The organism is Pseudomonas sp. TNT3, assembly GCF_010095445.2.
Lineage (GTDB): Bacteria > Pseudomonadota > Gammaproteobacteria > Pseudomonadales > Pseudomonadaceae > Aquipseudomonas.
In genome coordinates this window covers 157,434-182,022 of record NZ_WFGV02000006.1, presented here as the reverse complement: position 1 = coordinate 182,022, position 24,589 = coordinate 157,434, and the positions used below count along the sequence as shown (strand labels likewise).

Annotated in this window: 12 protein-coding genes; 5 read left to right on the top strand and 7 right to left on the bottom strand. The window is 60.8% G+C overall.

Annotated features, from left to right (window positions below; translation table 11 throughout):
* A partial coding sequence (locus tag GBC55_RS06325; RefSeq protein WP_247266868.1) for a zinc ABC transporter substrate-binding protein occupies window positions 1-589 on the top strand: 589 nt, incomplete at its 5' end.
* Between the two features lie 124 nt (window positions 590-713).
* Here GBC55_RS06325 and GBC55_RS06320 read toward each other — a convergent pair.
* From GBC55_RS06320 to GBC55_RS06300, 5 genes are all read right to left on the bottom strand, one after another.
* Window positions 714-941 (bottom strand): MbtH family protein, encoded by a 228-nt coding sequence (locus tag GBC55_RS06320; RefSeq protein ID WP_162436300.1) that lies wholly within the window; start codon window positions 939-941, stop codon window positions 714-716.
* An 82-nt stretch (window positions 942-1,023) separates the two neighbouring features.
* Window positions 1,024-2,436 carry an aspartate aminotransferase family protein gene (locus GBC55_RS06315; RefSeq protein WP_162436301.1) on the bottom strand — a complete coding sequence of 471 codons (1,413 nt, stop codon included), beginning with the start codon at window positions 2,434-2,436 and terminating at the stop codon, window positions 1,024-1,026.
* 57 nt (window positions 2,437-2,493) lie between these two features.
* Window positions 2,494-3,000: a GNAT family N-acetyltransferase gene (locus tag GBC55_RS06310; RefSeq protein ID WP_162436302.1), complete on the bottom strand. Its 507-nt coding sequence runs from the start codon at window positions 2,998-3,000 to the stop codon at window positions 2,494-2,496.
* A gap of 103 nt (window positions 3,001-3,103) precedes the next feature.
* On the bottom strand, window positions 3,104-4,429 hold the full coding sequence (locus tag GBC55_RS06305; RefSeq protein WP_162436303.1) for an ATP-binding protein: 1,326 nt from the start codon (window positions 4,427-4,429) through the stop codon (window positions 3,104-3,106).
* Entirely contained in the window at window positions 4,426-5,106 is a 681-nt protein-coding gene (locus tag GBC55_RS06300) for a response regulator (protein ID WP_162436304.1), read from the bottom strand. The genes GBC55_RS06305 and GBC55_RS06300 overlap by 4 nt, the downstream gene beginning before the upstream one ends.
* 339 nt (window positions 5,107-5,445) lie before the next feature.
* On the opposite strand from GBC55_RS06300, the gene GBC55_RS06295 reads away from it, so the two are divergent.
* The 4 genes from GBC55_RS06295 (at window position 5,446) to dsbG (ending at window position 9,696) form a co-directional block, all read left to right on the top strand.
* The gene (locus GBC55_RS06295; RefSeq protein ID WP_162436305.1) at window positions 5,446-6,138 is read left to right on the top strand and encodes a hypothetical protein; all 693 of its coding nucleotides are present in this window, start codon (window positions 5,446-5,448) and stop codon (window positions 6,136-6,138) included.
* A gap of 197 nt (window positions 6,139-6,335) precedes the next feature.
* Complete coding sequence (gene dsbD / locus GBC55_RS06290; RefSeq protein WP_162436306.1) at window positions 6,336-8,084, top strand: protein-disulfide reductase DsbD; 1,749 nt, start codon at window positions 6,336-6,338, stop codon at window positions 8,082-8,084.
* Window positions 8,084-8,950: a TlpA disulfide reductase family protein gene (locus tag GBC55_RS06285; RefSeq protein ID WP_162436307.1), complete on the top strand. Its 867-nt coding sequence runs from the start codon at window positions 8,084-8,086 to the stop codon at window positions 8,948-8,950. The genes dsbD and GBC55_RS06285 overlap by 1 nt, the downstream gene beginning before the upstream one ends.
* Window positions 8,926-9,696, top strand: coding sequence for a thiol:disulfide interchange protein DsbG (gene dsbG / locus GBC55_RS06280; protein ID WP_162436308.1), 771 nt, complete (start codon window positions 8,926-8,928; stop codon window positions 9,694-9,696). The genes GBC55_RS06285 and dsbG overlap by 25 nt, the downstream gene beginning before the upstream one ends.
* Before the next feature lie 79 nt (window positions 9,697-9,775).
* Here the strand turns inward: dsbG and GBC55_RS06275 are convergent, their stop codons facing one another.
* Both GBC55_RS06275 and GBC55_RS06270 read right to left on the bottom strand, forming a co-directional pair.
* A complete protein-coding gene (locus GBC55_RS06275) occupies window positions 9,776-10,588 on the bottom strand; it encodes an alpha/beta fold hydrolase (protein ID WP_162436309.1) in 813 nt (270 codons plus the stop codon).
* Window positions 10,589-11,328: 740 nt separating this feature from the next.
* On the bottom strand, window positions 11,329-24,312 hold the full coding sequence (locus GBC55_RS06270; RefSeq protein WP_162436310.1) for a non-ribosomal peptide synthetase: 12,984 nt from the start codon (window positions 24,310-24,312) through the stop codon (window positions 11,329-11,331).
* Window positions 24,313-24,589 lie beyond the last annotated feature (277 nt).

Below are 24,589 nucleotides of genomic sequence, written 5' to 3'. Positions count from 1 at the left end.
CAATATTCGCATCGTCGAAGTCGACGCGGCCCGCCCGGTGGACGGCGCCTTGCCCGGCATCGCCGTGCAACCGGACAACAAGGTCGATGGCCTGAACAGCCAGCCGTGGTTCTCCAGCAACAACATGGGCCGCATGGCCGATGTGATGGCGGCCGATCTGGTGCGCCTGGCGCCCTCTGCCAAGCCGACGATCGAGGCGAACCTGGCGTCCCTGAAACAGCGCCTGCTGAAGTTCAGCGCCGACAGCGAAGCGCGGCTCGCGAGCGCAGACAACTTGAGTGTGATGAGCCTGAGCGATCACTTCGGCTATCTGATCGGCAGCCTCAACCTGGAACTGATCGGCCTCGATACGCGGCAAGATAACGAATGGACGCCTGAAGCATTGAAGGCGCTTGGCGCGACGTTGAAGGACAATGACGTGGCGGTAGTGTTGCACCATCGCCAGCCGTCGGAAGCGTTGAAAGCAGTGATCACCGAGGCCGGGAGCCGGCTGGTGGTGTTAAGCACCGATGCCGCGGATCCCGTGGCGGAGCTGGAGGGGAATGTGGATTTGGTGATCAAGGGGTTGAGCGGCGAGCCGTCCGCCTAAGATCGAGAGATCGCAGCCTCGTTGCTCCTACCGAGTGACGAGGCTGCGATCTTTCAATGTTCAAACACCAAAAAGCCCGCTGACCTTACCGGTTCAGCGGGCTTTTTTTGCGCGACTACTCAGTTCAGTGCGCCACAGCGGCCTGCCCGTCCATTTTCTGGCGCAAGCTCAATGGACGCATGTCAGTCCAGACTTCCTCGATGTAAGCCAGGCACTCCTTTTTCAGACCACTCTTGCCCACGGTCCGCCAGCCTTCCGGCACGGCCTTGTAATCGGGCCAGATCGAGTACTGCTCTTCGTGGTTGACCACGACTTGAAAAAGGATGTCCTCGCGGTCGAATACTGAAGTCATGGTGTTTCTCCATCGCTGTAAGGGTGGGCTGCACCGCATGCGCAGCCGGTATGTAGAAGGAACGTCCGGGCCGTCGAAAAATTTAAAGATTGGCGGTGGCCGCCGCCATGGCCCGACCAAAAATCTCCGCCACTCGATCGATTTCTGCAGCGGTGATCACCAGCGGCGGCAGGAACCGCACGACACCTCCATGGCGCCCGCCCAGTTCAAGGATCAAGCCGCGTTTGAGGCATTCGCGCTGCACCAGCGGCGCCAGGCGACCGAAGATCGGCGGATGACCCAACGCGTCCGGTGCGCCGGTCGGGTCGACCAATTCGACGCCGAGCATCAAGCCGCGCCCCCGGATGTCACCCAGCTGCGGGAAGTTGCGCTGCAGGATGCGCAGGTGTTCGCTCAAGCGTTCGCCCATGGCGGTTGCGTGATCGCAGACGTTGTTCTCGGTCAGGTAACGCATGACCGCCGAGCCTGCAGCCATCGCCATTTGGTTGCCGCGGAAAGTGCCCGCATGGGCACCCGGCAACCAGGTGTCGAGCCAGTCGCGATAGACCACCACCGCCAGCGGCAGACTGCCGCCGATGGCTTTGGACATCACCACCACATCCGGAATGATCCCGGCGTGTTCGAACGCGAACATTTTGCCGGTACGGGCAAAACCGCTCTGGATTTCGTCGACGATCAACGCCACACCTGCTTTCTCGGTGATCCGTCGCAAGCCGCGCAGCCAGTCGAGATCAGCCGGGATCACGCCGCCCTCGCCCTGCACCGCTTCCACAATAACCGCCGCCGGCAATTGCACGCCGGCTTCGGGATCATTCAGCAGGTTTTCCAGGTAACTCAGATTGACCTTCACCCCTTGTTCACCGCCAAGACCGAATGGGCAACGGTAATCGTAGGGATAGGGCATGAACTGCACGCCGTTGCTGAGTAAGGCACCCAACGGCTTTTTCGGCCCCAGGCTGCCCATCAGGCTCAACGCGCCCTGGCTCATGCCGTGGTACCCGCCCTGAAATGACAGCACAGTGCTGCGTCCAGTGGCAGTGCGTACCAGCTTCAATGCCGCTTCCACGGCGTCGGTGCCCGTGGGTCCACAGAACTGGATCTTTGCTTCAGCGGCCAGCGCCGGGGGCAGCAGGCTGAACAGGTCCTGGACGAACTGGTCTTTGACCGGGGTGGTCAGGTCCAGGGTGTGCAATGGCAGTTCATCGGTCAGCACTTGCTGGATCGCGTCGATCACCACCGCATGGTTGTGCCCCAACGCCAGCGTCCCGGCACCGGCCAGGCAGTCGATAAAGCTGCGACCTTCAACGTCTTCGACATAGATGCCTTTGGCGCGCTTGAGCGCCAGGGGAATGCGTCGCGGGTAACTGCGGGCGTTCGACTCCTGCCGGTTTTGTCGCGCCAGCAACGGCGATTCGTTGAATTGATAAAGCGTTTCGGCCGGCGCCGAAGTGATCCGGGCCGACTGATCTTCTACAAGGTTGGTAGCGACTGACATCTCTCGACCCCTCAATAAGGTTTTCCTGTTCTGGAAACGCATCAGGTGCCCGAGGATTTAGACCCTTGGTCCGCTTTCGATCAGCCGTGAGGACAGGCCTTTGTGCATGGGGATGGCGCGCAGGCCGGCGACCATGAACGCCGGCGCGCAGGGCTTATAGCCCAAATGACGGTAAAACGCTTCGCTGGTGCGGGTGCTATTGAGTTGCGCCTGATGCAGGCCCTGGCCAATCAACCAGCCCTCCAGATCACGCACCAGCGCCTGTCCGGCACCGCGACGAAACCATTCCGGTTGCACGTAGCAAAACGCAATTTTGCCGCTGCATGCAGCCATGGCGGCGCCGATCGGTTTGTCTTGCAACAGGGCGATGTTGAGGTACAAGCGCTGGTCGTTCAGCCAGGGCAAGAGGTGGTCGATGGTTTTGCTGTGGGTCCAGGCGGCGACGGTTTGCGGATCGTTGCGATGGTCAATCGCACAGCCTACGCGGATGGAGCGATCAACGATCCGGCAAATGATGCCGGCGTCGGCGGCGGTTGCCTTACTGACACGCAGGGGTGCATCCATGTCGCTACTACCTCAATCCATTGAGAAAAAGTTGCGGGGGGACGATAGCGCCGCGCGCGCCAGGTGACTAATGGAGAGGCGTTACATTTGATGTTCCGGATGCTCAGACCGGTTGCAATGGCATCGTCAGCTCGACCCGCAACCCGTCCGGCTTGCTGTCGAAATGCAGCGTGCAGCCACACCGCTGAACGATGGCCTGAACGATCGCCAGTCCCAAACCGCAGCCGGTGCTTTGGCCATTTCGCCAGAAGCGCTGGGTCAGGTGTTGCAGGTCGTCCTCGGCAATCCCCGGTCCATGGTCGCGCACAACGAACTGGACGCGGTTTTCAACGGTTTCCACGCTCAACTCCACCTCACCCTCACCGGGTGTATGACGGAGCGCGTTGTCGAGCAGATTGCGCAATGCAGCAATCGACAGCACAGCAGGCATTTGCACTGGCGCCTCGGAGAGCTTCGTTGTGGTTTTGAACCTGATTCGTTGACGATCACCACTGGCGGCATCCTGGATCGCCAGTTTTGCAACCTGCTCGGCGTTGCACTGCACGCCGTCATCGAAGGACAGGCTACCTTCGACCCGGGCCAACAGCAGCAGTTGCTCGAGGGTTCGGTGCAGGCGGTCGGCCCCCTCCTCGGCCCGAGCCAGGGATTGATCCCGGGCGGCGCCGTCGGTCATGCGCGCCACTTGCAGGTGCGTTTTGATCGCCGTCAGCGGGCTGCGCAATTCGTGGGCTGCGTCACCGGTCAGGCGACGCTCGCGCTCGATGGTCTTGCCGATCCGCTGGAGCAACTGATTCTGGGTGTCCAGCAAGGGCTGCAGTTCGCTGGGCAGCGGCTGTATCTGCAAGGGCTCCAGAGAATCGGCGCTACGGCGCATCAGCGCATCGCGCATGCGATTGAGCGGCGCCAGTCCCTGGCCGATCCCCAGCCACAGCAAACACAGGCAGCCCAGCAACGCGACGCCCACCGGCACCGATGCGGCCAGCAGGATCGACATGTTCAGGGCTTCGCGTTCGATTTGTCGATCCGCCGTCGTGATGCGCAGATCGCCGCGGGCCAAGGTGAAACTGCGCCAGGGTGCGCCATCGATCATCTGATCGTGGAAGCCCATTTTCTCGGCTTCGAGGGTCTGTTGCGGATCGGTATGGCTGCGAGCCAGGATCTCGCCGCGCAACGAACTGACCTGACACGCCATCCCGCCAGGAATGTTCAGTTGTTCCGCGCTGAAGTGAGTGCCCTCACCTTTATTCGGCAGCGCCGGCAACTGCTCCATCAGCCCGGCTACCATGCGTGCCGAGGCGACCAGGCGCTGATCGAGGGAAAACATCATCTGATTGCGCAGATCGCTGAGCATCCAGGCAGCGGCCAGCGCCCAGATCAGCGCAAATGCAGCACCTAGCGTGAGGCTCAGACGTAAACGCAGGCTCATCACTTCGATTGATCTCCGCCGTCCGCCGGCCCCAGGCGATAACCCAGGCCGCGCACGGTTTCCACGATTCCGTTACCCAGTTTGCGCCGCAGATGATGGATGTGCACGTTAAGGGCGTTACTTTCCAGTTCGTCGTTGAAACCGTAGACGCTGTCCTTGAGTTGCTCGGTCGACAGCACTCGCCCACGGTTATGCAGCAAGGCCTGCAACAGTGACTGTTCGCGCCGGGACAAGTCCACCGGCTGGCCGGCGAGCATGGTTTCACGGCTGCTTGGGTTGTAGGTCAGCGCGCCGTGCTCGATCAGGTTGACGCTGCGCCCCGCCACTCTGCGCAATAAAGTGTGCAGCCGCGCCGCAAGTTCACGAAGGTCGAAAGGCTTGAGCAGATAATCGTCTGCACCGGCTTGCAAGCCATCGACGCGATCGGTGACCGAATCCCGGGCGGTGAGGATCAGCACCGGTATTTCGAGACCACCATGGCGCAACTGCTGCAACAGCTTGAGGCCGTCTTCGTCAGGGAGACCAAGGTCTAGCACCATGACGTCGAATTCGGCGACCTTGAGCATCGCCCGAGCCGCCGAGGCGGTGGCTACGTGCTCCACCGTCAGGCCTTGAGCTGTCAGGCCGGCGACGATGCCGCTGGCGATCAGCTCATCGTCTTCGCAAACCAGTACGTGCATGGGAGCTCCCTGAGCAAAAACATGAGTCAAACAGGTGAGGATTAAGGCTGAATTATGACGAGTGCTTCGACGGACGAGAAGCGATTCGTCAATGCGTGCCTCAGATGAAGCACGAAGTCTACAGCTGCGAATGTTCGATAGTTCGCACGCGCCCTAAAAAGACAACTTCTTCCGGTTTCAATCAGACACATACAAAGCACTTAAACCTGTTCTAAATACAGACCCCACACATTAATCTGCCACTTCGAAAGCGCTTAAACAAACATCCCCCCTTGTAAAACCTATCACCGCGCTTCGACAGACATGTAACCTTGTTAATCAACTGAAAGGAATCAGACAATGCCAACATTGCAAAACTTCGTCGCCGTCGACTGGCGCAACGGGCCCGACCGCATTTACTTTTTCTTCAAGGACACCGGCACCTACTCCCGCTTTAATCTAGGCGACAATGAAGTTCCGAAAAACTACCCTTTAGCCGTTGGCAGTAACTGGGCAGACTTTGGCAAACACGTAAAAGAGCTGCGCTTCGGTTTTAACACCTCGGGGGTAGCCTGGGATGCTTCCTCCGACTCTGACATGCTCTGGCTTTTCTACTACGAAGGCTCCACTCCGATGGTGTGTAAATACCGACAAATGGACGACAATGTTTATTTCAAAAAACCTGTTGAGCAAACTGTATGGGCGCCCATTAAACCTCATTTCGAAAAAATCGTGGGCGTTATGTGGTATGAAAAAGCGGAAACGAAGCACACTTACTGGATGCTTATGAACGACGGCAACTATCTCATTTACAACCCTTGGTCAGGCAAGATAAAGATAAAACCTCTCAAAGACTCTATTTGGCGTGGACTCGAAAAATATAAAGACCGCATGATTACCGCCGCCCTGAACGACCACCCAACATTCAACACGTTCTTTTACATCTTCTTGACCAATAACGAATACCTGAGATATGACATTAATGGTGGAACACTCTCAGACCCGATACCTGTCAATGAAGCCTCATGGCCGGGTTTGGTACAAGACAAATGACAGATTCCCACTTGAGCAACTTGCCCTTCACAGACCTGACAACAACTCCCCCAAAAAAGGTCAATGACGGCAATTGTCCAGGGCTGCTACGCGACTAAGCCTCACCCAGGACCAGAGCAACCTGGCGCGGCGGTTAATTATCGGTTAATCGTCGCCCTTCATTGTGCACACCACTTGCATAGGGATAAGGCCTAGCCATGCGTCGTCTGTTTTTATTTTTTGTTCTCCTGATCTCGGGTCTGGCCCAGGCGGGGACCAATCCGTTCGATACCAAACCCGACTTCCTCCCTGTCGGCAAAGCGTTCGTCTTCACCTCTGAGCGCCTGGAATCCGGTGAAACCCAGCTCTATTGGCAGATCGCCGATGGCTACTACCTGTACCAGCAACGCCTCAAATTCGACGGATTGCCCGCAGAGCACAAACCCGAGTTGCCACAGGGTGAATCACACAGCGACGAGTTCTTCGGCGAACAGCAGGTCTACCGCCAAGGCCTGGAGCTGAAAATTCCGGCCGGTGCCACGGGCCAGATCAAGGTCGGCTTCCAGGGGTGTGCCGATGCCGGGCTGTGTTATCCACCGCAAACCCAGCTTGTCGATCTGGGTGGCAAATCGGTTACATCAACAACCGCAGCAGTGGCTGGCGAAGCGCCGGACCAAGCGCTGGCCAGCGGCCTGCAACAGCGTGCGCTGGGCTGGAGCCTGCTGGTGTTCTTCGGTCTGGGGCTGCTCCTGGCGTTCACCCCTTGCACCTTGCCCATGCTGCCAATCCTCGCCGGTTTGATCGTCGGCAGTGGCGCCTCACCTAAACGTGGTTTCGCCTTGGCCACCAGCTACGTCGTCTGCATGGCGCTGGTGTATGCAGCCATGGGCGTACTCGCTGCAATGCTTGGGGCGAACCTCCAGGCGCTGCTGCAGAATCCCTGGTTGCTGGGCACGTTTGCCGCGGTATTTGTGCTGCTGGCGTTGCCGATGTTTGGCTTCTTCGAGCTGCAGCTGCCGGTCGCCGTGCGTGATCGCCTGGAAAATGTCTCGCGCAATCAGCGCGGTGGCAGCCTGATTGGCGCGGGCGTCCTGGGGGCTGTGTCCGGTTTGCTGGTCGGCCCGTGCATGACCGCTCCATTGGCCGGCGCCCTGCTCTATATCGCACAAAGCGGTAACGCACTGCATGGCGGGCTGATCCTGTTCGCGATGGGCATCGGTATCGGCGTGCCGCTGTTGTTGCTGGTCACTGTCGGCAATCGCTTCCTGCCCAAACCCGGCGCCTGGATGAATCTGCTTAAGGGCGTGTTCGGTTTCCTGTTCCTCGCCACTGCCCTGCTGATGCTGCGTCCCGTATTGGACGAATCACTGTGGGTCGGATTGTGGGGGGCCCTGCTGTTGATCGCCGCCTACAGCGCCTGGCGTCAATCAGCCGGCTTCGGTCGCACCGCTCATGTCTTCGGCGCCGGTTCCTTACTGCTCGGCTTGTGGGGCAGCCTGCTGGTGATCGGGGCGGCGGGTGGGAGCGATGACCTGTTCAAGCCATTGCAGGTTTACAGCGCTTCCAACTCGGGCAGTGCCCTACGCCCGACGGGTCATGATGCCTTCACCACGATCAAGGACCCTGCGGACCTGCAGCGGGAACTGGACGCGGCCAAGGCTCAAGGCCAATGGGTTCTCCTGGACTACTACGCCGATTGGTGCGTGTCGTGCAAAGTCATGGAAAAACAGGTCTTCGGTAAACCTCAAGTGCTTGAAGCACTGGGCGATGTACGTTTGCTCCGGCTCGACGTCACTGCCGACAATGCCGCCAGCCGTGAATTGCTCAGCCGTTACCAGGTTCCGGGGCCGCCGAGTTTCCTGTGGATCGGTGCCGATGGCGAGGAGCGCCGCAGCCAGCGCATCACCGGTGAAGTCGATGCCAACACTTTCCTGCAACGTTGGACTACCACCCGAGAAGCCCGCTAATGCTGACTTTTACGCTCGGTACATTTGCCATCGCGCTTAATCACCTGCTGCTGATCAGTGCCCTGGCACTGGCGACTTTCATCGGTTGGCGGGTGGCCAAACGCGGTGGCGAGAACCCCGAGTCGGCGTTGTTCAGTCTGTTTCTGATCGGCATGCTGGCGGCCCGGATCAGTTTTGTGGCGGTCTACTGGACGCACTACCGCAACGATCCATGGCAAGTCATCGACCTGCGCGACGGCGGCTTCCTCGCCTGGCCCGGAGTTATCACGCTACTGCTTGCCGCCCTGTATCGCGGCTGGCGGCGGCCGGGGTTGCGCCGTCCACTGGGCTTTGGCGTCGCCAGCGGCTTGGCATTCTGGCTCCTGGCGACGTTCTCCCTGAGCATTTACGAACAAGGGACTCGCCTCCCGGACATCACCATGCGCAACGCCGCCGGTGAAACCATGCAATTGTCCGACTACAAGGGCGGTCCGCTGGTCATCAATCTCTGGGCCACCTGGTGCCCACCCTGCCGTCGGGAAATGCCGGTGCTGGAAAATGCCCAGCAGCAACGCCAGGACCTGACGTTCCTGTTCGTCAATCAGGGTGAAAGCATGCAAAGCGTCAGTACCTACCTGGAAACCCAGGGCTTGAGCCTGTCGAATGTGCTGTTCGACAGCGGCGGCCGTCTGGGCCAGGCCGTCGGTTCGATGGCATTGCCGACTACCCTGTTCTATAGCAACGAAGGCCGCCTGCTGGCCAGCCATCTGGGTGAGCTGTCGGAAGCCAGCCTGGCCCGCGCCCTCGAAAACTTTGACACCCCGAACCCTGCCGAATCGGCCCCCTCTTCAAGGAAACTGCCATGCCCCGCCTCCGCCACCTGCTGACGTTGACCCTGGGCACAGCCCTGTTGCACCTGCCGACCGTGCAGGCTGCCGAAGACTTGCCCGAAGCGATCAAGAAAATCGAAGCCAAGGGCGCGAAAATCGTAGGGCAGTTCGACGCGCCGGACGGTCTGCGTGGTTACGCCGCGCAGTACCAGAACCGCGGCATGGCGCTGTACCTCACCCCTGACGGTAAACACGTATTGCTGGGTAATCTGTATGACGCCGAGGGCAACGACCTGAGTACCGCGCCGCTGCAAAAGCTGGTGTACGCGCCGATGTCCAAGGAAGTGTGGGCGAAGATGGAAGCAAGCAACTGGATCGCTGATGGCAACAAGGACGCACCTCGTGTGGTGTACCTGTTCAGCGATCCGAACTGTCCTTACTGCAACATGTTCTGGGAACAGGCGCGCCCGTGGGTAAAGGCCGGTAAAGTGCAGTTGCGACATATCATGGTCGGTATTATTCGCGAAGACAGTCCGGGGAAATCCGCTGCGTTGCTCGCCGCCAAGGACCCGGTCAAAGCCCTCCAGGAACATGAAAAATCCGGCAAGGCCAGCACGCTGAAAGCGCTCAAAGATGTACCGCCGGCGATTCAGGCTAAGCTCGAGGCGAACATGCAGTTGATGGAAGACCTGGAGTTGTCCGCGACACCGGCGATTTTCTACATGGATGACAAGGGCGAGTTGCAGCAGCAGCAAGGTGCGCCGTCGCCGGACAAACTGGCGAAGATCCTCGGTCCCAAGTGACTTCACGGCTTGTGTTGCAAGCGCCGCCCAAATGAAAAGCTCGCAGGCTGCGAGCTTTTCGATGAATGCGAGAGGACGATCAGTTTCTCTCGCCAAGAAACTTCAGCAGTACTTCAGTGACAAACCGCGGATTCTCTTGATTGGAAATATGCCCCGCCTCCGGCACCAGCAGGAATGGGCAGCCAATCAGCTCCGCCATTTCCTGGGCTTCGAGGGGAGGCCTTGGGGTGTCCTGATCGCCACACATCACCAGCGTCGTTTCTGGGTTCAATTCACTCAGGCGCGGCAACAGATCACTTCGACCAAAGGTAATCCGCCCCATCGGTACGATGCTTTCGCGTAGACGCTCAGCCGGCAATGCCGCCAGCGACGCACGGAAATTCTGATACAGCGCCGACTGTGGATCGATACCGGGACGGAAGAAGATAGGCACCACAATATCCAGCAACGACGGTGTGATGACTCCAGCCTCTTCGATCTGCTTCAACAACGAAAAATAATACTGGCGAGTCGGCTCGGGCTCGATGCCGACGTAGGTATCCATCATCACCAGCCCACTGACACGTTGCGGAGCCGCCAAGGCCAGGCGCGCGCCCCACATACCGCCAACTGAAAGCCCGACCAGTGCGATGCGATCGATGTCCAAATAATCCAGAAGCCCCAGCGCCTGACGGGAAATATCATCGAGGGAGATGGTGCCGTCCGGTAGTCGCCCGGATTGACCGTGGCCCCAAAGGTCCAGGGCAATCACTCGGTAGTGTTGCGACAACGCGTCGATCTGTGGCGCCCACATGGTCTGATCCCACAGGTAACTTCCGGCAAGCAGTACCGCAGGTCCCCTGCCTTTCTCAATGTAGTGAAGTGGTTGACCGTCTATTGTCACGAAGGGCATTGATTTTTTACTCGACAAAAATTGAACAGGCAGGCTCCGCTGGGTGGATTTGTCAGTCAACACGCAATCTGTGTCAAAAGTATTGGCAGGCTTCAGCCCCATTTCGCCGGAGGCACACCAGATCAACTGTAGGAGGTGAGCCTGCTCGCGATCGCGGCCTCACAGCCGACTCCTATCTCCGTGATGTACCCGGATCAAACTGTAGGAGCGAGCTTGCTCGCGATCGCGGCCTCACAGCCGACTCCTATCTCCGTGATGTACCCGGATCAAACTGTAGGAGCGAGCTTGCTCGCGATCGCGGCCTCACAGCCGACTCATATCTCCCTGATGCACCCGGATCAAACTGTTGGAGCGAGCCTGCTCGCGATCGCGGCCTCATAGCCGACTCATATCTCCGTGATGTACCCGGATCGAACTGTGGGAGCTGGCTTGCCGGCGATGGCGTCCTGGCAGGCGGTGTTGTTTTGATGGTGTACATATCCATTCCTGCGGTTACGGCTTCTATTGGTTTCGCCCTTACGGCGAGTCACTTGGAAAAGCCCCAAGTAACCAAACGCTCTTGCCCCTTTCGTCCGGTGCCTCGCCTGGGCTCGGCATACCCTCGCTCCGGTCCTGCTCCGTAGGCCCGCCGCCATCGGCCATCCATGGCCGGGGGCGGCTAACCCGGCATCCTTGCCGGGTTGCCCACTGCGCAGAACCTGCGCTCGGCCTTCCGAGGCGGCAAGAAGATCAAAAGCAGATCAAAAACCCTCCAGCGCAGCCATCAGATCATTCAACCGCTCCGCCTTCTCCTCAGTCATATCGTTCACCGCCAGCCCATCGATGTACCCGGCCAGTTCCTCTACTGTGCTGCACTCGAACATTGCTCGCAGCGGTACATCACGTTGCAGCGCTTTCTGCACCCGTGACGCGATTTGCGTCGCCAATAGCGAATGCCCGCCCAGTTCGAAGAAGTTGTCGCGCACTCCAACCTTGTCGACCTTCAGCACTTCTGCCCAAATATCGGCCAGCGTCTGCTCCAGCCCGTTGCGCGGCGCCTGGTAGTCCTGGTTCTGCAATAGGCCGATTTCAAGCACCGGCAGGGCTTTGCGATCGAGCTTGCCGTTGGCGTTGAGCGGCATCCGGTCCAGCCATAGCCAGTGCAGCGGCACCATGTATTCCGGCAGTTCGGCGCGCAGGCGTTGTTTGATGCGCTCCAGGTGTTCGTTCGGTTTGAGCGTCGAATCAGCCGCTACCAGATAGCCGACCAGGTGCTTGCCATTGAAGCCGTCCTGGACGCCGACCGCCGCTTCGCGAATGTGCGGCTGTTCGTGAAGGCGCCCTTCGATTTCACCGAGCTCGATGCGGTAACCGCGAATTTTCACTTGATGGTCGATTCGCCCAACGTACTCCAGCACGCCGTCGCTGCGACGCCGGGCCAGGTCGCCCGTGCGGTACAGACGATCCCCCGGTGCGCCAAACGGGTTCGGCACGAAGACTTGCGCGGTGCGCAGCGGATCGCTCACATAGCCACGTCCGACGCCCGTACCGGCAACGCACAACTCGCCCACCGCGCCCAGCGGCACCAGTTCCAGCGCGCCATCGAGCAGGTACAAACGGTTGTTGTCGGTCGGTGTACCGATCGGCAAATAGCTGCCGCGGGTCGAGGCCGGATCGACACGGAAAAACGCCACGTCATCCGAGCACTCCGCCGGGCCATACGCATTCACCAGCCCGATATCCGGATAACGCAGCAGCCATTGATGGGCAAGCTCCGGCGGCATGGCCTCGCCCGTCGGCAGCATCCAGCGCAGGCCGTCGAGGCTCATTCGATCCTGGGCAAGCATGCCTTGGATCAGCGACGGCACGCTTTCCAGCACGGTGACGCCGTGTGCCGAAACGTGCGCCAGCAACCCCTGCGGATCGTGGGCGATGGTGTTCGGCACGATGTCGACCCGTGCGCCGAACAACGGCGCGGCGAGGAACTGCCAGACCGAAATATCGAAGCTTTGCGAAGCCGTCTGCGCGATCACGTCGGCATCGCTCAGGTCCAGGTACGGCACCTTGCTCAACTGGTTATTGAGCATGCCGCGCTGCTCGACCATCACGCCCTTGGGCAAGCCGGTGGAACCGGAGGTGTAAATCACATACGCCAGATTGTCCGGACCGCTGTAGAGGCCGGGATTGGTCACCGCCGCGCCACTCGCCTGCACCTCTTCCCAGACCAGCAATCGAGGTCGAATGGCGCAGCCGCAGGCGTCCAGCAGCGCGACAGCCTGTTCACGGCACGCCTCTGTACACACCAGCAACGGCGTGCGACTCAGCTCGATGATCCGGCTCAGTCGCTGGCTTGGCAGCCCCGGATCCAGCGGCAGGTAACCCGCGCCGGCCTTGAAGCTGCCGATGATCATCCCGAGCAAATCAAGGTTACGTTCACCCAGCAACGCCACCGGTTGATCCAGCCCGACACCGGCCGCGATCAGGGCATGACCCAGCCGGTTACTGCGCTGGTTCAGTTCGGCGTAGCTGTGCTGTTGATCCAGGCAACTGGCGGCCACGCGCTGCGGATGCTGGGCAACCTGCGCTTCGAACAGCGCTACGTAGCTCTGCTCCAGCGGATATTCGTGCTCGCTCTGATTGCAACCGTGGATCAGGAAATCCTCTTCCTCGGCCCCCAGCAGCGGCAAATCCGCCATGTCGCCATGAAACCCCTCCACCAGCGCCAGCAGCAGACGCTTGAACTCGCCGAGCATGCGTTCGACCGTGGCCTCCTCGAAGAAACGCTGGTCGTAAGACAGGTGCAAGCCCAGGTCATCGCCTGGATAACACACGGCCGTGAGCGGGAAGTTGGTGTGGGTGCGTCCCGAATCCGAGGTCGCGTTAAGACTCTGGGCACGGTCCAGCACCGAGACTTCCACCGGGGCATTTTCGAACACAAAAAGACTGTCGAACAGCGGCTGGCCCTTGGGCAGTTCGCTGGTTTCCTGAATGCTCACCAGCGGCAGGTACTCGTACTCGCGCAGCTGCATGTTGCTGTCGAGCAAGTCACTGAGCCACTGGCGAACGCTGCAACGCTGATCGTCTTCAGGCATTTTCACCCGCAGCGCAATGCTGTTGATGAACAGCCCGACCGTGCGCTGCATCGCCGGCATTTCCACCGGACGTCCAGCCACCGTGACGCCGAACAGCACATCACGATCACCGCTCAAACGCCGCAACACCAAGGCCCATGCCGCCTGGGCAAAGGTGTTGATGGTCAACTGATGGGCCTGGGCCAATTCGCGCAGTTGCGCACCGTCCCGGGCATCCAGTCGGGTGTAGCGATCACCTACGATCATGCCGCCACTTTCGCCGGCGTGTTCGCGAAGGAAGGGTCGGTCACTCGGGATCGGCGTGGTCCGTTCGAAGCCGTGCAGATTGTCCTTCCACCACTGCCGAGCCTCTTCCAGGCTCTGGCGTTGCAGCCAGCCAATGTAGTCGCGATAGCGCGGCGGCACGGCCAGTTGTGCCTGGCGATTTTCGCCCAGGGCGGTGTAGATCTCGAAGAAATCGTTCATCAACAGCGAACGGCACCACGCATCGATGAGGATGTGGTGGTTGCTCATCATGAACCAGTAGCGCGCGGCGCCAACCCGGATCAGTCGCAGGTGGAACGGCGCCTGAACAAGCAGATCGAAACCGGCCTCGCGCTCGCTTTTAAGCAGTGCCTGCAGCTTCGGTTCTTGCTCGGCGTCGGCGACATCGGTCCAGTCCAGAAACTCGATCGGCGTGCTGCCCGGCTTGTGGATAACCTGCAACATGTCTTCGCCGACGTTCCAGCAAAACGAGGCACGCAGGGCTTCGTGACGCGCAATCACCGCTTGCCAGGCTTCGGCAAAACGCTGCGGATCAAGTTGGCTGTTGATGCGATAACGGTCCTGCATGTAATACAGCCCGGTACCCGGTTCCAGCAGGGTGTGCAGCAACATGCCTTCCTGCATCGGTGTCAGGGGATACACATCCTCGATGACCGCAGCGGGCACGGGCAGCGCGTCGAGTTGTGCCTGGGTCAGTCTGGCCAACGGGAAGTCCGACGGCGTCAGGCCGCCCGCATCGTCGCGCAGGCAATGCTCGACCAGGTCTTGCAGCTCCCCCAGATAGGCGTTCGCCAGCTCGGTGATGGTCTGCGGATCGTGGCGTTCGGCACTGAACGTCCAGCGCAATACCAGCTCGCCGCCGTAGACCTGACTGTCGACGCTCAGCTCGTTCGGCATCGGTGCTTTCGGGTCATGGGCCGCGCCAACCGGCTCGTCCAGCGGACGGAACAATGCATCATCGGCAAAACTCTGGTCGAACTGGCCGAGATAATTGAAGGTGATCTGCGCCGACGGCAAAGCTGCCATGGCAGTACGGCACGAATCATCGGCGAGGTAGCGCAACACGCCATACCCCAGACCTTTGTGCGGCACGGCACGCAGTTGCTCCTTGATCACCTTGATCGAGTCGCCCTGGCTGTTCGCCGGTGTCAGCCGCAACGGATACGCACTGGTGAACCAACCCACGGTGCGGGTCAGATCGATGTCATCAAACAGGCTTTCACGGCCATGGCCTTCCAATTGAATCAAGGCGGATGCGTGACCGCTCCAGCGGCACAATACGCGAGCCAATGCAGTCAGCAGCAGGTCATTGACCTGAGTGCGATAGGCACTCGGCGCCTGCTGCAGCAACTGGCGTGTCTGTTCGCTGTCGAGGCGCACACTGACCGTTTGCGCGTGACGGTGTTGACGTCCACCGTCAGGGCGGGCGCACGGCAACCCGGCGTGAGGACCTGCCAGGTTCGCCTGCCACCAGCTCAATTCCTCGCGCAGGGATTCGCTGCCGGCGTAAGCCTGCAAGCGAGCGGCCCATTCATTGAAGGCGCTGGTTTTCGCTGGCAGTTGCACCGTCTCCTGCAAGGGCAATTGGCGATAGGCCGTTTGCACATCGTCCAGCAAGACGCGCCACGAAACCCCGTCTACCACCAGGTGGTGAATGGCGATGAACAATCGCTGCTGGTCCTGTGGACCATCAACCAACAGCGCACGAATCAGGGGTCCCTGTTCGAGGTCGAGGCTGCGCTGGGCGTCGGCGAACAGCGCCGTGCACTGGTCCATGGATTTCACCCGTACTTGCCAGAGCACCGGGACGTCAGATTCAGCCTGGTGTTCGGCGCGCCATTGCCCGGCGGCGTTGGTGAAACGCAGGCGCAAGGCGTCGTGCTGTGCGATCACTGCCAGCAGCGCTTGCTCAAGACGATGAGGTTCCAGCGTCTCGGCCGGTTCCAGCAGCAAGGCCTGGTTCCAGTGTTGGCGCTCAGGGATCTCGCTGTCGAAGAACCAATGCTGGATCGGTGTCAGTCGCGATTCGCCCGTCAGCAAACCTTGCTCGGCAGTCACCTGCTCAGTGCGGGTCGCGACGGCAGCGAGGGTGTGCACCGTCTGGTGCTGGAACAGGTCCCGCGGGCTGAAGTGGATACCCTGTTGCCGTGCACGGCTGACCACCTGGATCGACAGGATCGAATCACCGCCCAGCTCGAAAAAGTTGTCATTGAGACCGACCTGCGGAACGTTCAACACGTGGCTCCAGATACCGGCCAAAGTCAGTTCCAGCGCGTTGCCTGGCGCCACGTACTGCTGACGGTTCAGCTCGGGGTCCGGCGCCGGCAACGCGCGGCGATCCAGTTTGCCGTTGGCGGTGAGCGGCCAGTGAGCCAGCAGGATCAGGTGCGTTGGCACCATGTAGTCCGGCAGCTGGGATTTGAGCTGAGCCTTGAGCGCGTCACGCAGCGAGGCCTGTTGCAAGTCATCCTGCGCGGCAGCATCGGTCAGCACGTAGCCGACCAATTGCTTCCCGCTGGGTGCATCAAGTGCAAGCACCACCGCCTCGCGCACGGTTTCATGCTCGAGCAAACGGGTTTCGATCTCGCCCAGTTCGATGCGGAAGCCACGGATTTTCACTTGATGGTCGATACGTCCCAGATACTCCACCAGTCCGTCGTCACGCTGGCGAACCAGGTCACCGGTGCGATACAGGCGCCCGCCATCGGCCGCAAACGGGTCTGCCACAAACCGCTCGGCCGTCATGCCCGGACGCCGGTGATACCCCTGCGCCAGACCGGCACCGCCAACGTACAACTCGCCGCTGGCACCTTGTGGCACCAGGGCCAGGTCGGCATCCAGGATGTAGGCCACACGAGCGCCGATCACGCTGCCGATCGGCACACTGCCCAGGCCTTCTTCCAATTGCTCCGGAGCCAGGCTGGCCAGCGGCATGACCACGGTTTCAGTCGGGCCATAGGCATTGAAGAACAGGCTCGGCTTGAACGCTGCACGAATGCGCTGCAGGTGTTCGCCAGTCAGTGCTTCACCACCGGTGATGCACATGCGCACTGGCAGGGTTTCGTTTTGGGTGGCCAGCCATTGCGCCAACTGGCTACCGTAGCTCGGCGTGAAACCGAGAACGTTGATGTGGTGCTGGCGAATCAAGCCGCAGATTTCTTCCGCATCCCACTGTCCCTGAGCGCGCAATACGACCTGCGCGCCACTCAACAACGGCACGAGCAAGCGCTCGGTGGCGGCGTCGAAATTGATGGAATAGAAATGCAATTCGCAATCGTCCGGGCGCATCCCGAAGCGTTCGATCACGGCACGACAATGCATGGCGATTTCGCCGTGGGACACCACCACGCCTTTCGGTCTGCCGGTGGAACCCGAGGTGTAGATCAGGTACGCCTGATGCTGCGGCAGGCTGATGAACGGCAGCTCACTGGCCGGGTAATTCGCCAGTTCAGCGGCATCGTCTTCGAGGCACCAGCGCGCCACGCTCGCCGGCAGTTGGCCAAGCGCCTTGAACATCGCCGCATCGCTGAGCAGCAAACCGATGCCACTGTCTTCGATCATGTAATGCAAACGGTCCAGCGGATACTCAGGGTCCAGCGGCACATAGGCGCCGCCGGCCTTGAGGATCGCCAGTAGCCCGACAACCATGTCCAGCGACCGTTCAAGCGCCAGGCCGACGCGCACTTGCGGGCCGACACCGCGCTCGCGGAGCATCCAGGCCAGGCGATTGGCGCGACTGTCGAGTTCGGCATAGCTCAGGGTGTGCCCGGCGAACGTCAGTGCGGGCGCGTCTTTTCGAATCAGTGCCTGCTCGCTGAACAGGTGATGAATGCACTGGTCAAGACGATGCTCCCCCGGTTCGACACCAAGGCTGTCGAGCAACTGTTGCTGCTCAGTGGCTTCCAGCAATGGCAAGTCGCTGAGGCGCTGTTGCGGATCGCTGAGTAAGGCTTCGAGCAGGTTGCGCCAATGCCCGGCCATGCGCGCAATGCGTGGTTCGTCGAACAAATCGGTGCTGTAGGTCAGGCAGCAACCGAGCCGATGATCGAGGTCGGTGACTTCCAGATTAAGGTCGAACTTGGTCGCACGCGCATCATTGGCCAGGTACTCGACGGTCATGCCCGCCAGGGTACGACTCTGCTGGAATTCCCAGCGCTGGACGTTGCACATTACCTGGAACAGGGGGTTGTAAGCCGTGCTACGCGGTGGCTGCAAGGCTTCCACCAAGTGATCGAACGGCAGGTCTTGATGGGACTGGCCTTCGATGACGGTATGGCGGACCTGATCGAACAATTCGCCAACGGACATCTGGCCGTCGAGCTGGCAACGCAGCACCTGTGTATTGAGGAAAGCCCCAATCAGCCCTTCGCTTTCCGGACGAATCCGGTTGGCCACCGGCGCGCCAATGCGCAAGTCGGTCTGGCCACTGTAGCGGTAAAGCAGCACCGCCAATGCGGCCGTCATGGTCATGAACAGGGTCAGGCCGTTTTGCGCATTGAAGGCTCGAACCCGTGCGGCAAGGTCATCACTCAAGTCGAAACGGAACAACTCGCCCTGATGGCTTTGCACCGGCGGACGCGGGCGGTCGGAGGGCAATTCCAGCAATGGGTGTTCGCGACCCAACTGCCCGGTCCAGTAGTCCAGTTGACGCTGGCGTTCACCAGACTCCAGCCACTGACGCTGCCACACGCTGTAGTCGAGGTATTGCACCGGCAGCGGCGCCAGCGGCGATTCGCGGTCCTCCACCAGGGCTTCGTAGAGCGCGCTCAATTCCCGGGCAAAGATATCCATCGCCCAGCCTTCGGTGACGATGTGGTGCAGGGTCAGCACCAGGTAATGTTCCAGCTCGTCAGTCTTGACCAGGCACGCGCGAAGCAGCGGCCCGGTTTCCAGATTGAAAGGTTTGTGCGCTTCGTCGTCAGCCAGTTGCTGGACCTGCCATTCACGACCTCCAGCATCCAGCGCAGTGAAATCCTTAAACTCCATGCGCATGCCCGTGTGCTCATGCACCTGTTGCCTGGCCACACCGTCGACGCTCGGAAACGTGGTGCGCAGGGTTTCGTGGCGCAGGATCAACGCCTGCAACGCCGCCTCGAAGCGCCCGACATCCAGCACCCCGCGCAATCGCGCCATGCCACCGACGTTGTAAGCCGGGCTGTCCGGTTCCATCTGCCAGAGGAACCACATGCGCTGCTGGGAATAGGACAAGGGCACCGGTTGGCTGCGGTCGACTTTTTCAATCGGTGGTTGCTGGTTGGTTTTGCCACTGGCCTGGATCAACCGGACCTGTTCAGCAAACGCACCCAGCTCGCTGTTCTCGAACAACGCTCGCAACGGTAACTCGACATCGCAGGCCTGACGGGTGCGAGAAATGATTTGCGTGGCCAGCAACGAATGACCGCCCAGGGCAAAGAAGTCGTCACGCAGACCGATTTGCGTAAGGCCCAGCACTTCGCGCCAGATGCCGGCGATCTTTTGTTCCAGATCGCTGACCGGTTCGACGTGCTCGCGAACCTGCCAGTGCGGTTCAGGCAAGGCCCGGCGATCGAGTTTGCCGCTCGGGCTCAGGGGCATTTCGTCCAGCCGCATCAATTGCGCCGGGACCATGTATTCAGGCAACTCGGCCGCCAATGCGGCGTGCAGGCGCTGGTTTTGTGCATCGATTTCTTCGCAGAAACCCGTGCTCGTGTAATAGCCAATCAACTGTCCACCGGCCGACGTTTCACGCACCAGGACGACGGCTTGAGCGACGCCGTCCTGAGCCAGCAACCGCGCCTCGATTTCTTCCGGCTCGACACGAAAACCACGCAACTTGACCTGCTGATCGAGACGACCGAGGTATTCGATAACGCCCTCTGCGGTCCAGCGTACCCGGTCGCCGGTGCGGTACAGGCGGGCGCCCTGCTCGCCCAGCGGATCCACGACAAAACGCTCGGCGGTCAACGAAGGACGTCCCAAATACCCTCGGGCCAGACCGATACCACTGATGCACAACTCACCCGGCACACCGGCCGGCACGGGATTGAGTTCGTGGTCGAGTACCCGGCAGACAACGTTGTCCAACGGTCGGCCAATCGGCGAACGCTCGCCGTCGGCGAAGGTGCACTGCCAATGGGTGACGTTGATCGCGGTTTCGGTCGGGCCATAACGGTTGTGCAATTGCACCGCTGGCAGCTGTTCCAGCACGCGGTTACGCAGCTCCGCAGGCAAGGCCTCACCACCGGAAAATACCCGGCGCAGGCTGGTGCATTCGGCGGTGAGCGGTTCGTCGATAAACAATGAAAGCAGCGCAGGCACGAAGTGCAGTGTGGTGACGCCGTAGGTTTGAACCAACTGGGCAATGCGGTGCGGGTCGCGGTGTTCGCCAGGGCCGGCGATCAGCAAACGTGCCCCCGTTATCAGCGGCCAGAAGCACTCCCACACCGACACGTCAAAACTGATCGGCGCCTTTTGCATCAGCACGTCGGTATCGTTCAGGCGATAAGTGGACTGCATCCATTGCAGCCGCTCGGCGAGGGCGGCGTGGGTATTGCCGACGCCCTTGGGCTGGCCGGTGGAACCGGAGGTGTAAATCACGTAGGCCAGGTTGTCGCCGTGCAAGTGCAGGCCCGGTGCGTGACTCGGCCAGCTTTCCAGGTGCAGGGTGTCCATGGCGATCACGCTGACGCCTGCGGTGGCCGGCAAGCGATCGAGCAATTCGGTCTGGGTCAGCAGCAATTCAACGCCGCTGTCGCTGAGCATGTAGGCCAGGCGTTCGGCGGGGTAATCAGGATCCAGTGGAACGTAGGCGCCACCGGCCTTGATGATCGCCAGCAGGCCGATCAACAGCTGCGGCGAACGCTCGGCGGCAATCGCCACGCACACATCCGGGCCGACGCCTTTGTCACGCAGGTAATGCGCCAGCCGGTTGGCCTGGGTGTGCAGTTGCGTGAAATCCAGGCTACCGCCGTCCCAGATCAGCGCGATGCGCTCCGGGGTGAGCCGCGCCTGCTCGCTGAGTTGTTCCGGGAGCCACTGGCTGGCCGGTGTGCACGGTGCAACGCTCCACGTTGCCTGGTGTTGTTGCTCGCTTGGTGACAGCAGCTGCAAGTCGCCGATGGCGCTTTGCGGTCGCTCGCAAACGTCCCGCAGCAGGGTGCTGAAATGCTCCGCCAGGCGCTCGATGGTGGCGCTGTCGAACAGCTCACTGGCGTAATCGAAGGACAGGCTCAGACGCCCTTTGGCATCTTCTTCGCTGTGCAATTGCAGGTCGAACTTGGCTTCGCGACTGTGCCACGGCAGTTCTTCCGCCAGCAAACCGGGCAACCGGCGCAGCGCGCTCAGGTCACGTTGCTGATGGTTGAACATGACCTGGAACAGACCTTGTTCCCGGGCATGAGGAAAGGCTTCCAGCAATTGTTCGAACGGCAAATCCTGATGCGCCTGGGCGCCCAACGCGGCGTGACGGGTTTGCGCCAGCAGCTCAATGAACGGCAGCCGCGCATCCACCTCGGCACGCATCACTTGGGTGTTGATGAAGAACCCGATCAGCCCCTGAGTTTCCAGACGAGGACGGTTGGCATTGGGCACGCCGATGCGGATGTCCCGCTGACCGCTGTAGCGATGCAACAGACTCTGGAAGGCGGCAAGCAACAGCATGAACGGCGTCGATTCATGGGCATGGGCCGTCCGGCGAATGGCGTCGCTGAGGGTCGTCGCCAGCTTGATCGAATGACGGGCTGCAGGTTGGCTTGGCTTTTTTGAACGGGGATGATCAGTGGCCAGATTCAGGGTCGGATGTTCAGTCCCCAACTGCGCTTTCCAGTAGGCCAATTGTCGCTCACCCTCCCCTTGTGCCAGCCATTGGCGCTGCCACCTGCCGTAATCGGCGTACTGGGTCGGCAAGGGTGCAAGCGCTGCGGTTTGCCCTTGGGAGGCGGCGGCGTAGACCCGCGAGAACTCGTCGATCAATACGTTCAGCGACCAACCGTCGGCGATGATGTGGTGCATCGTCACCAGCAGCTGATGGTCCTCATCATCCAGGCGCACCAGGGTCACCCACAGCAGCGGACCTTTCTCCAGATCGAATTGGGTATGGGCTTCGTCTTCACGAATCTGCTGCGCGCGCGCCTCTCGCTCGCTGGCTGGCAAGTCGCTGATGTCGATCAGTTGCAGGTTGAACGCGCCGGGCGCGTCGATCTGTTGCAGCGCCACGCCATCACGTTCGAAGAAGCGCGTGCGCAGGGATTCGTGGCGTTCGATCAGTTGCTGGAAACTGGCGCGCAGTGCGTCTTCGTCCAGTTCGCCACGTAAACGCAAAGCTCCCGGAATGTTGTAAGCGCTGCTCTGCGGGTCGAGCTGCCAGGTGATCCACAAGCGGTTTTGCGCAAGGGACTGCGGCATCAGTTCACTGCGCGACAGCGTGGAGATTGCGCCTTGAGCCAGTCCGCCGTCCTGTTGTTGGCGGGCGACGGCGTCGGCGAATGCGCCCAGGGTCGGGGCTTCGAACAGCAAGCGCAGGTTCAGCTCAAGACCGAGTTCTTCACGCAGCCGCGCGACCACCTGAGTCGCCGCAATGGAGTTGCCACCGAGCAGGAAGAAGTGATCATCGGCCTCGACCTGCTTGACCTGCAATTGCTCGCACCAGATCTGACCGATCAGGGTGTGCAGCTCGCCAGCGAACTCGCTTTGCCCGACCCTGGCGCTGACCGCTGAAGGAAACAGCGCGTAATGGTCGAGACTGTCGTCCGCCAATCGAATACGGCACGCCGCTCGTTGCAACTTGCCGCTGGAAGTTTTCGGCAGCGCACCGGGATTGAGCAACGCCACGACGCTTGGCGCCTCTTGATACGCCTCCGCCACCGCTTGGCGAATGGCTTTGATCAACGCTTCGGGCGGCAGGATCTTCTGCACGCTGCGGCTGATTTCTGCGGCGATCCCGATGCCCTCCTGACCGTCGACCGTGACGGCAAACGCGGCCACCCGACCTTTGCGCACGACCTCGACTTCGCGTTCGATGGTCTGTTCGATGTCTTGCGGGTACAGGTTGTGACCGCGAACGATGAGCATGTCTTTCAGACGACCAGTGATGAACAGTTCGCCGTCGCGCATGAACCCCAGATCGCCAGTGCGCAGCCAGGTGCGCCCGGCGTGCTGGACGAAGGTCTTGGCGCTGGCTTCGGGATTGCGCCAGTAGCCCTGGGCGATGCTCGGACCGGCGGCCCAGACTTCGCCAACGCTGTTGTCAGCCAGTTCGTTGAGCGCCTGCGGGTCGACAATCAGCACCGCGTGATCCGGCTGGCTGATGCCGCAACTCATGATCGAACTGCCCTCGCCCGGCTCGGCCCGATTCTGCGCCAGCGCTTGATCATCGACACGCAGAGTGCCGATGCCATGGCCGCGTGGGCTGCCGGCGACGAACAGCGTCGCTTCGGCCAAACCGTAGGACGCCATGAAACTGTCCGGGGTAAAACCGCAGGCAGCAAACTTGGCCGCGAAGCGTTCCAGGGTGTCGAGACGAATCGGTTCGGAACCGGAATACGCCACGCGCCAGCCGCTGAGATCAAGCCGTTGCAGTGCCGACTCGCTGACCCGCTCGCTGCACAGGCGATAAGCAAAATCCGGCCCGCCGCTGATGGTGCCGCCGTACTCGCTGATCGCTTCGAGCCAGCGCAACGGCCGACCGAGGAAGTACGCCGGCGACATCAACACGCAAGGCACGCCACTGAAAATCGGCTGCAACAGACCGCCGATCAAGCCCATGTCGTGGTACAGCGGCAACCAGCTGACAATCACATCGTCGGGGTTCAGATCAATGCCGAAACCGTGGCGAATCAACAACTCGTTCGCCACCAGATTACCGTGGCTGACTTGCACGCCTTTGGGCAGCGCCGTGGAACCGGAGGTGTACTGCAGAAAGGCAATGTGATCGGCCGGCAGATCCGGCGCGCGCCAGCTATCCGCCAACGCCGGGGCGAGGCTATCGACGCAGAGCAACGCTGGCGCACCTTCGATCTGCAACAAGGCGTCGCGCAGACTCGTACTGGTCAGTAGCAGACGTGGTTCGGCATCGCTGATGATCGACAGCAAGCGTTCCTGATGATGACGGCGGGTCGACTCTGGCGGATACGCCGGGACCGCGATCACGCCGGCATACAGGCACCCGAAGAAGGCGGCGACATAGTCCGGGCCGCTTGGAAACAACAACACTGCGCGATCGCCAAACTCAGCCTCGGCCTGCAGCGCCCCCGCAATGACCCGGGCCCGCCGATCCAGCTCGCGATAACTCAGTACCACCGCTTGATCCGGGGTTTCGGCGAGAAACCGCAAGGCCACCCGATCCGGCGTCAGGGCCGCGCGGCGCTGAAGGGCTTGGACCAGATTGCTTGGGAGTTCGAACGCGTCGGTCATGGGGTTTCCTGCCAGATGTGGGCTTGCAAATGGAATCGGTTTTCTTACGTCACGCCCCATTCGAGGCATGCAGGACGCGGTCTTCGCCGACCGCGCAAGGCATTGGGAATGCTGATTTGGCCAGGGCTGTACGTCCGAGCCATTCACCAAGGAGAACGGATGGGATCTTGAAATAATTAGTCATACGGCCGATCGCCAACGGGGCTGGCGTGCGTCAGCGTGTCGCAGTTCTCAAAACGCACCTTTGCGAAGCATTAATTCTCTTTCTCAATTGACA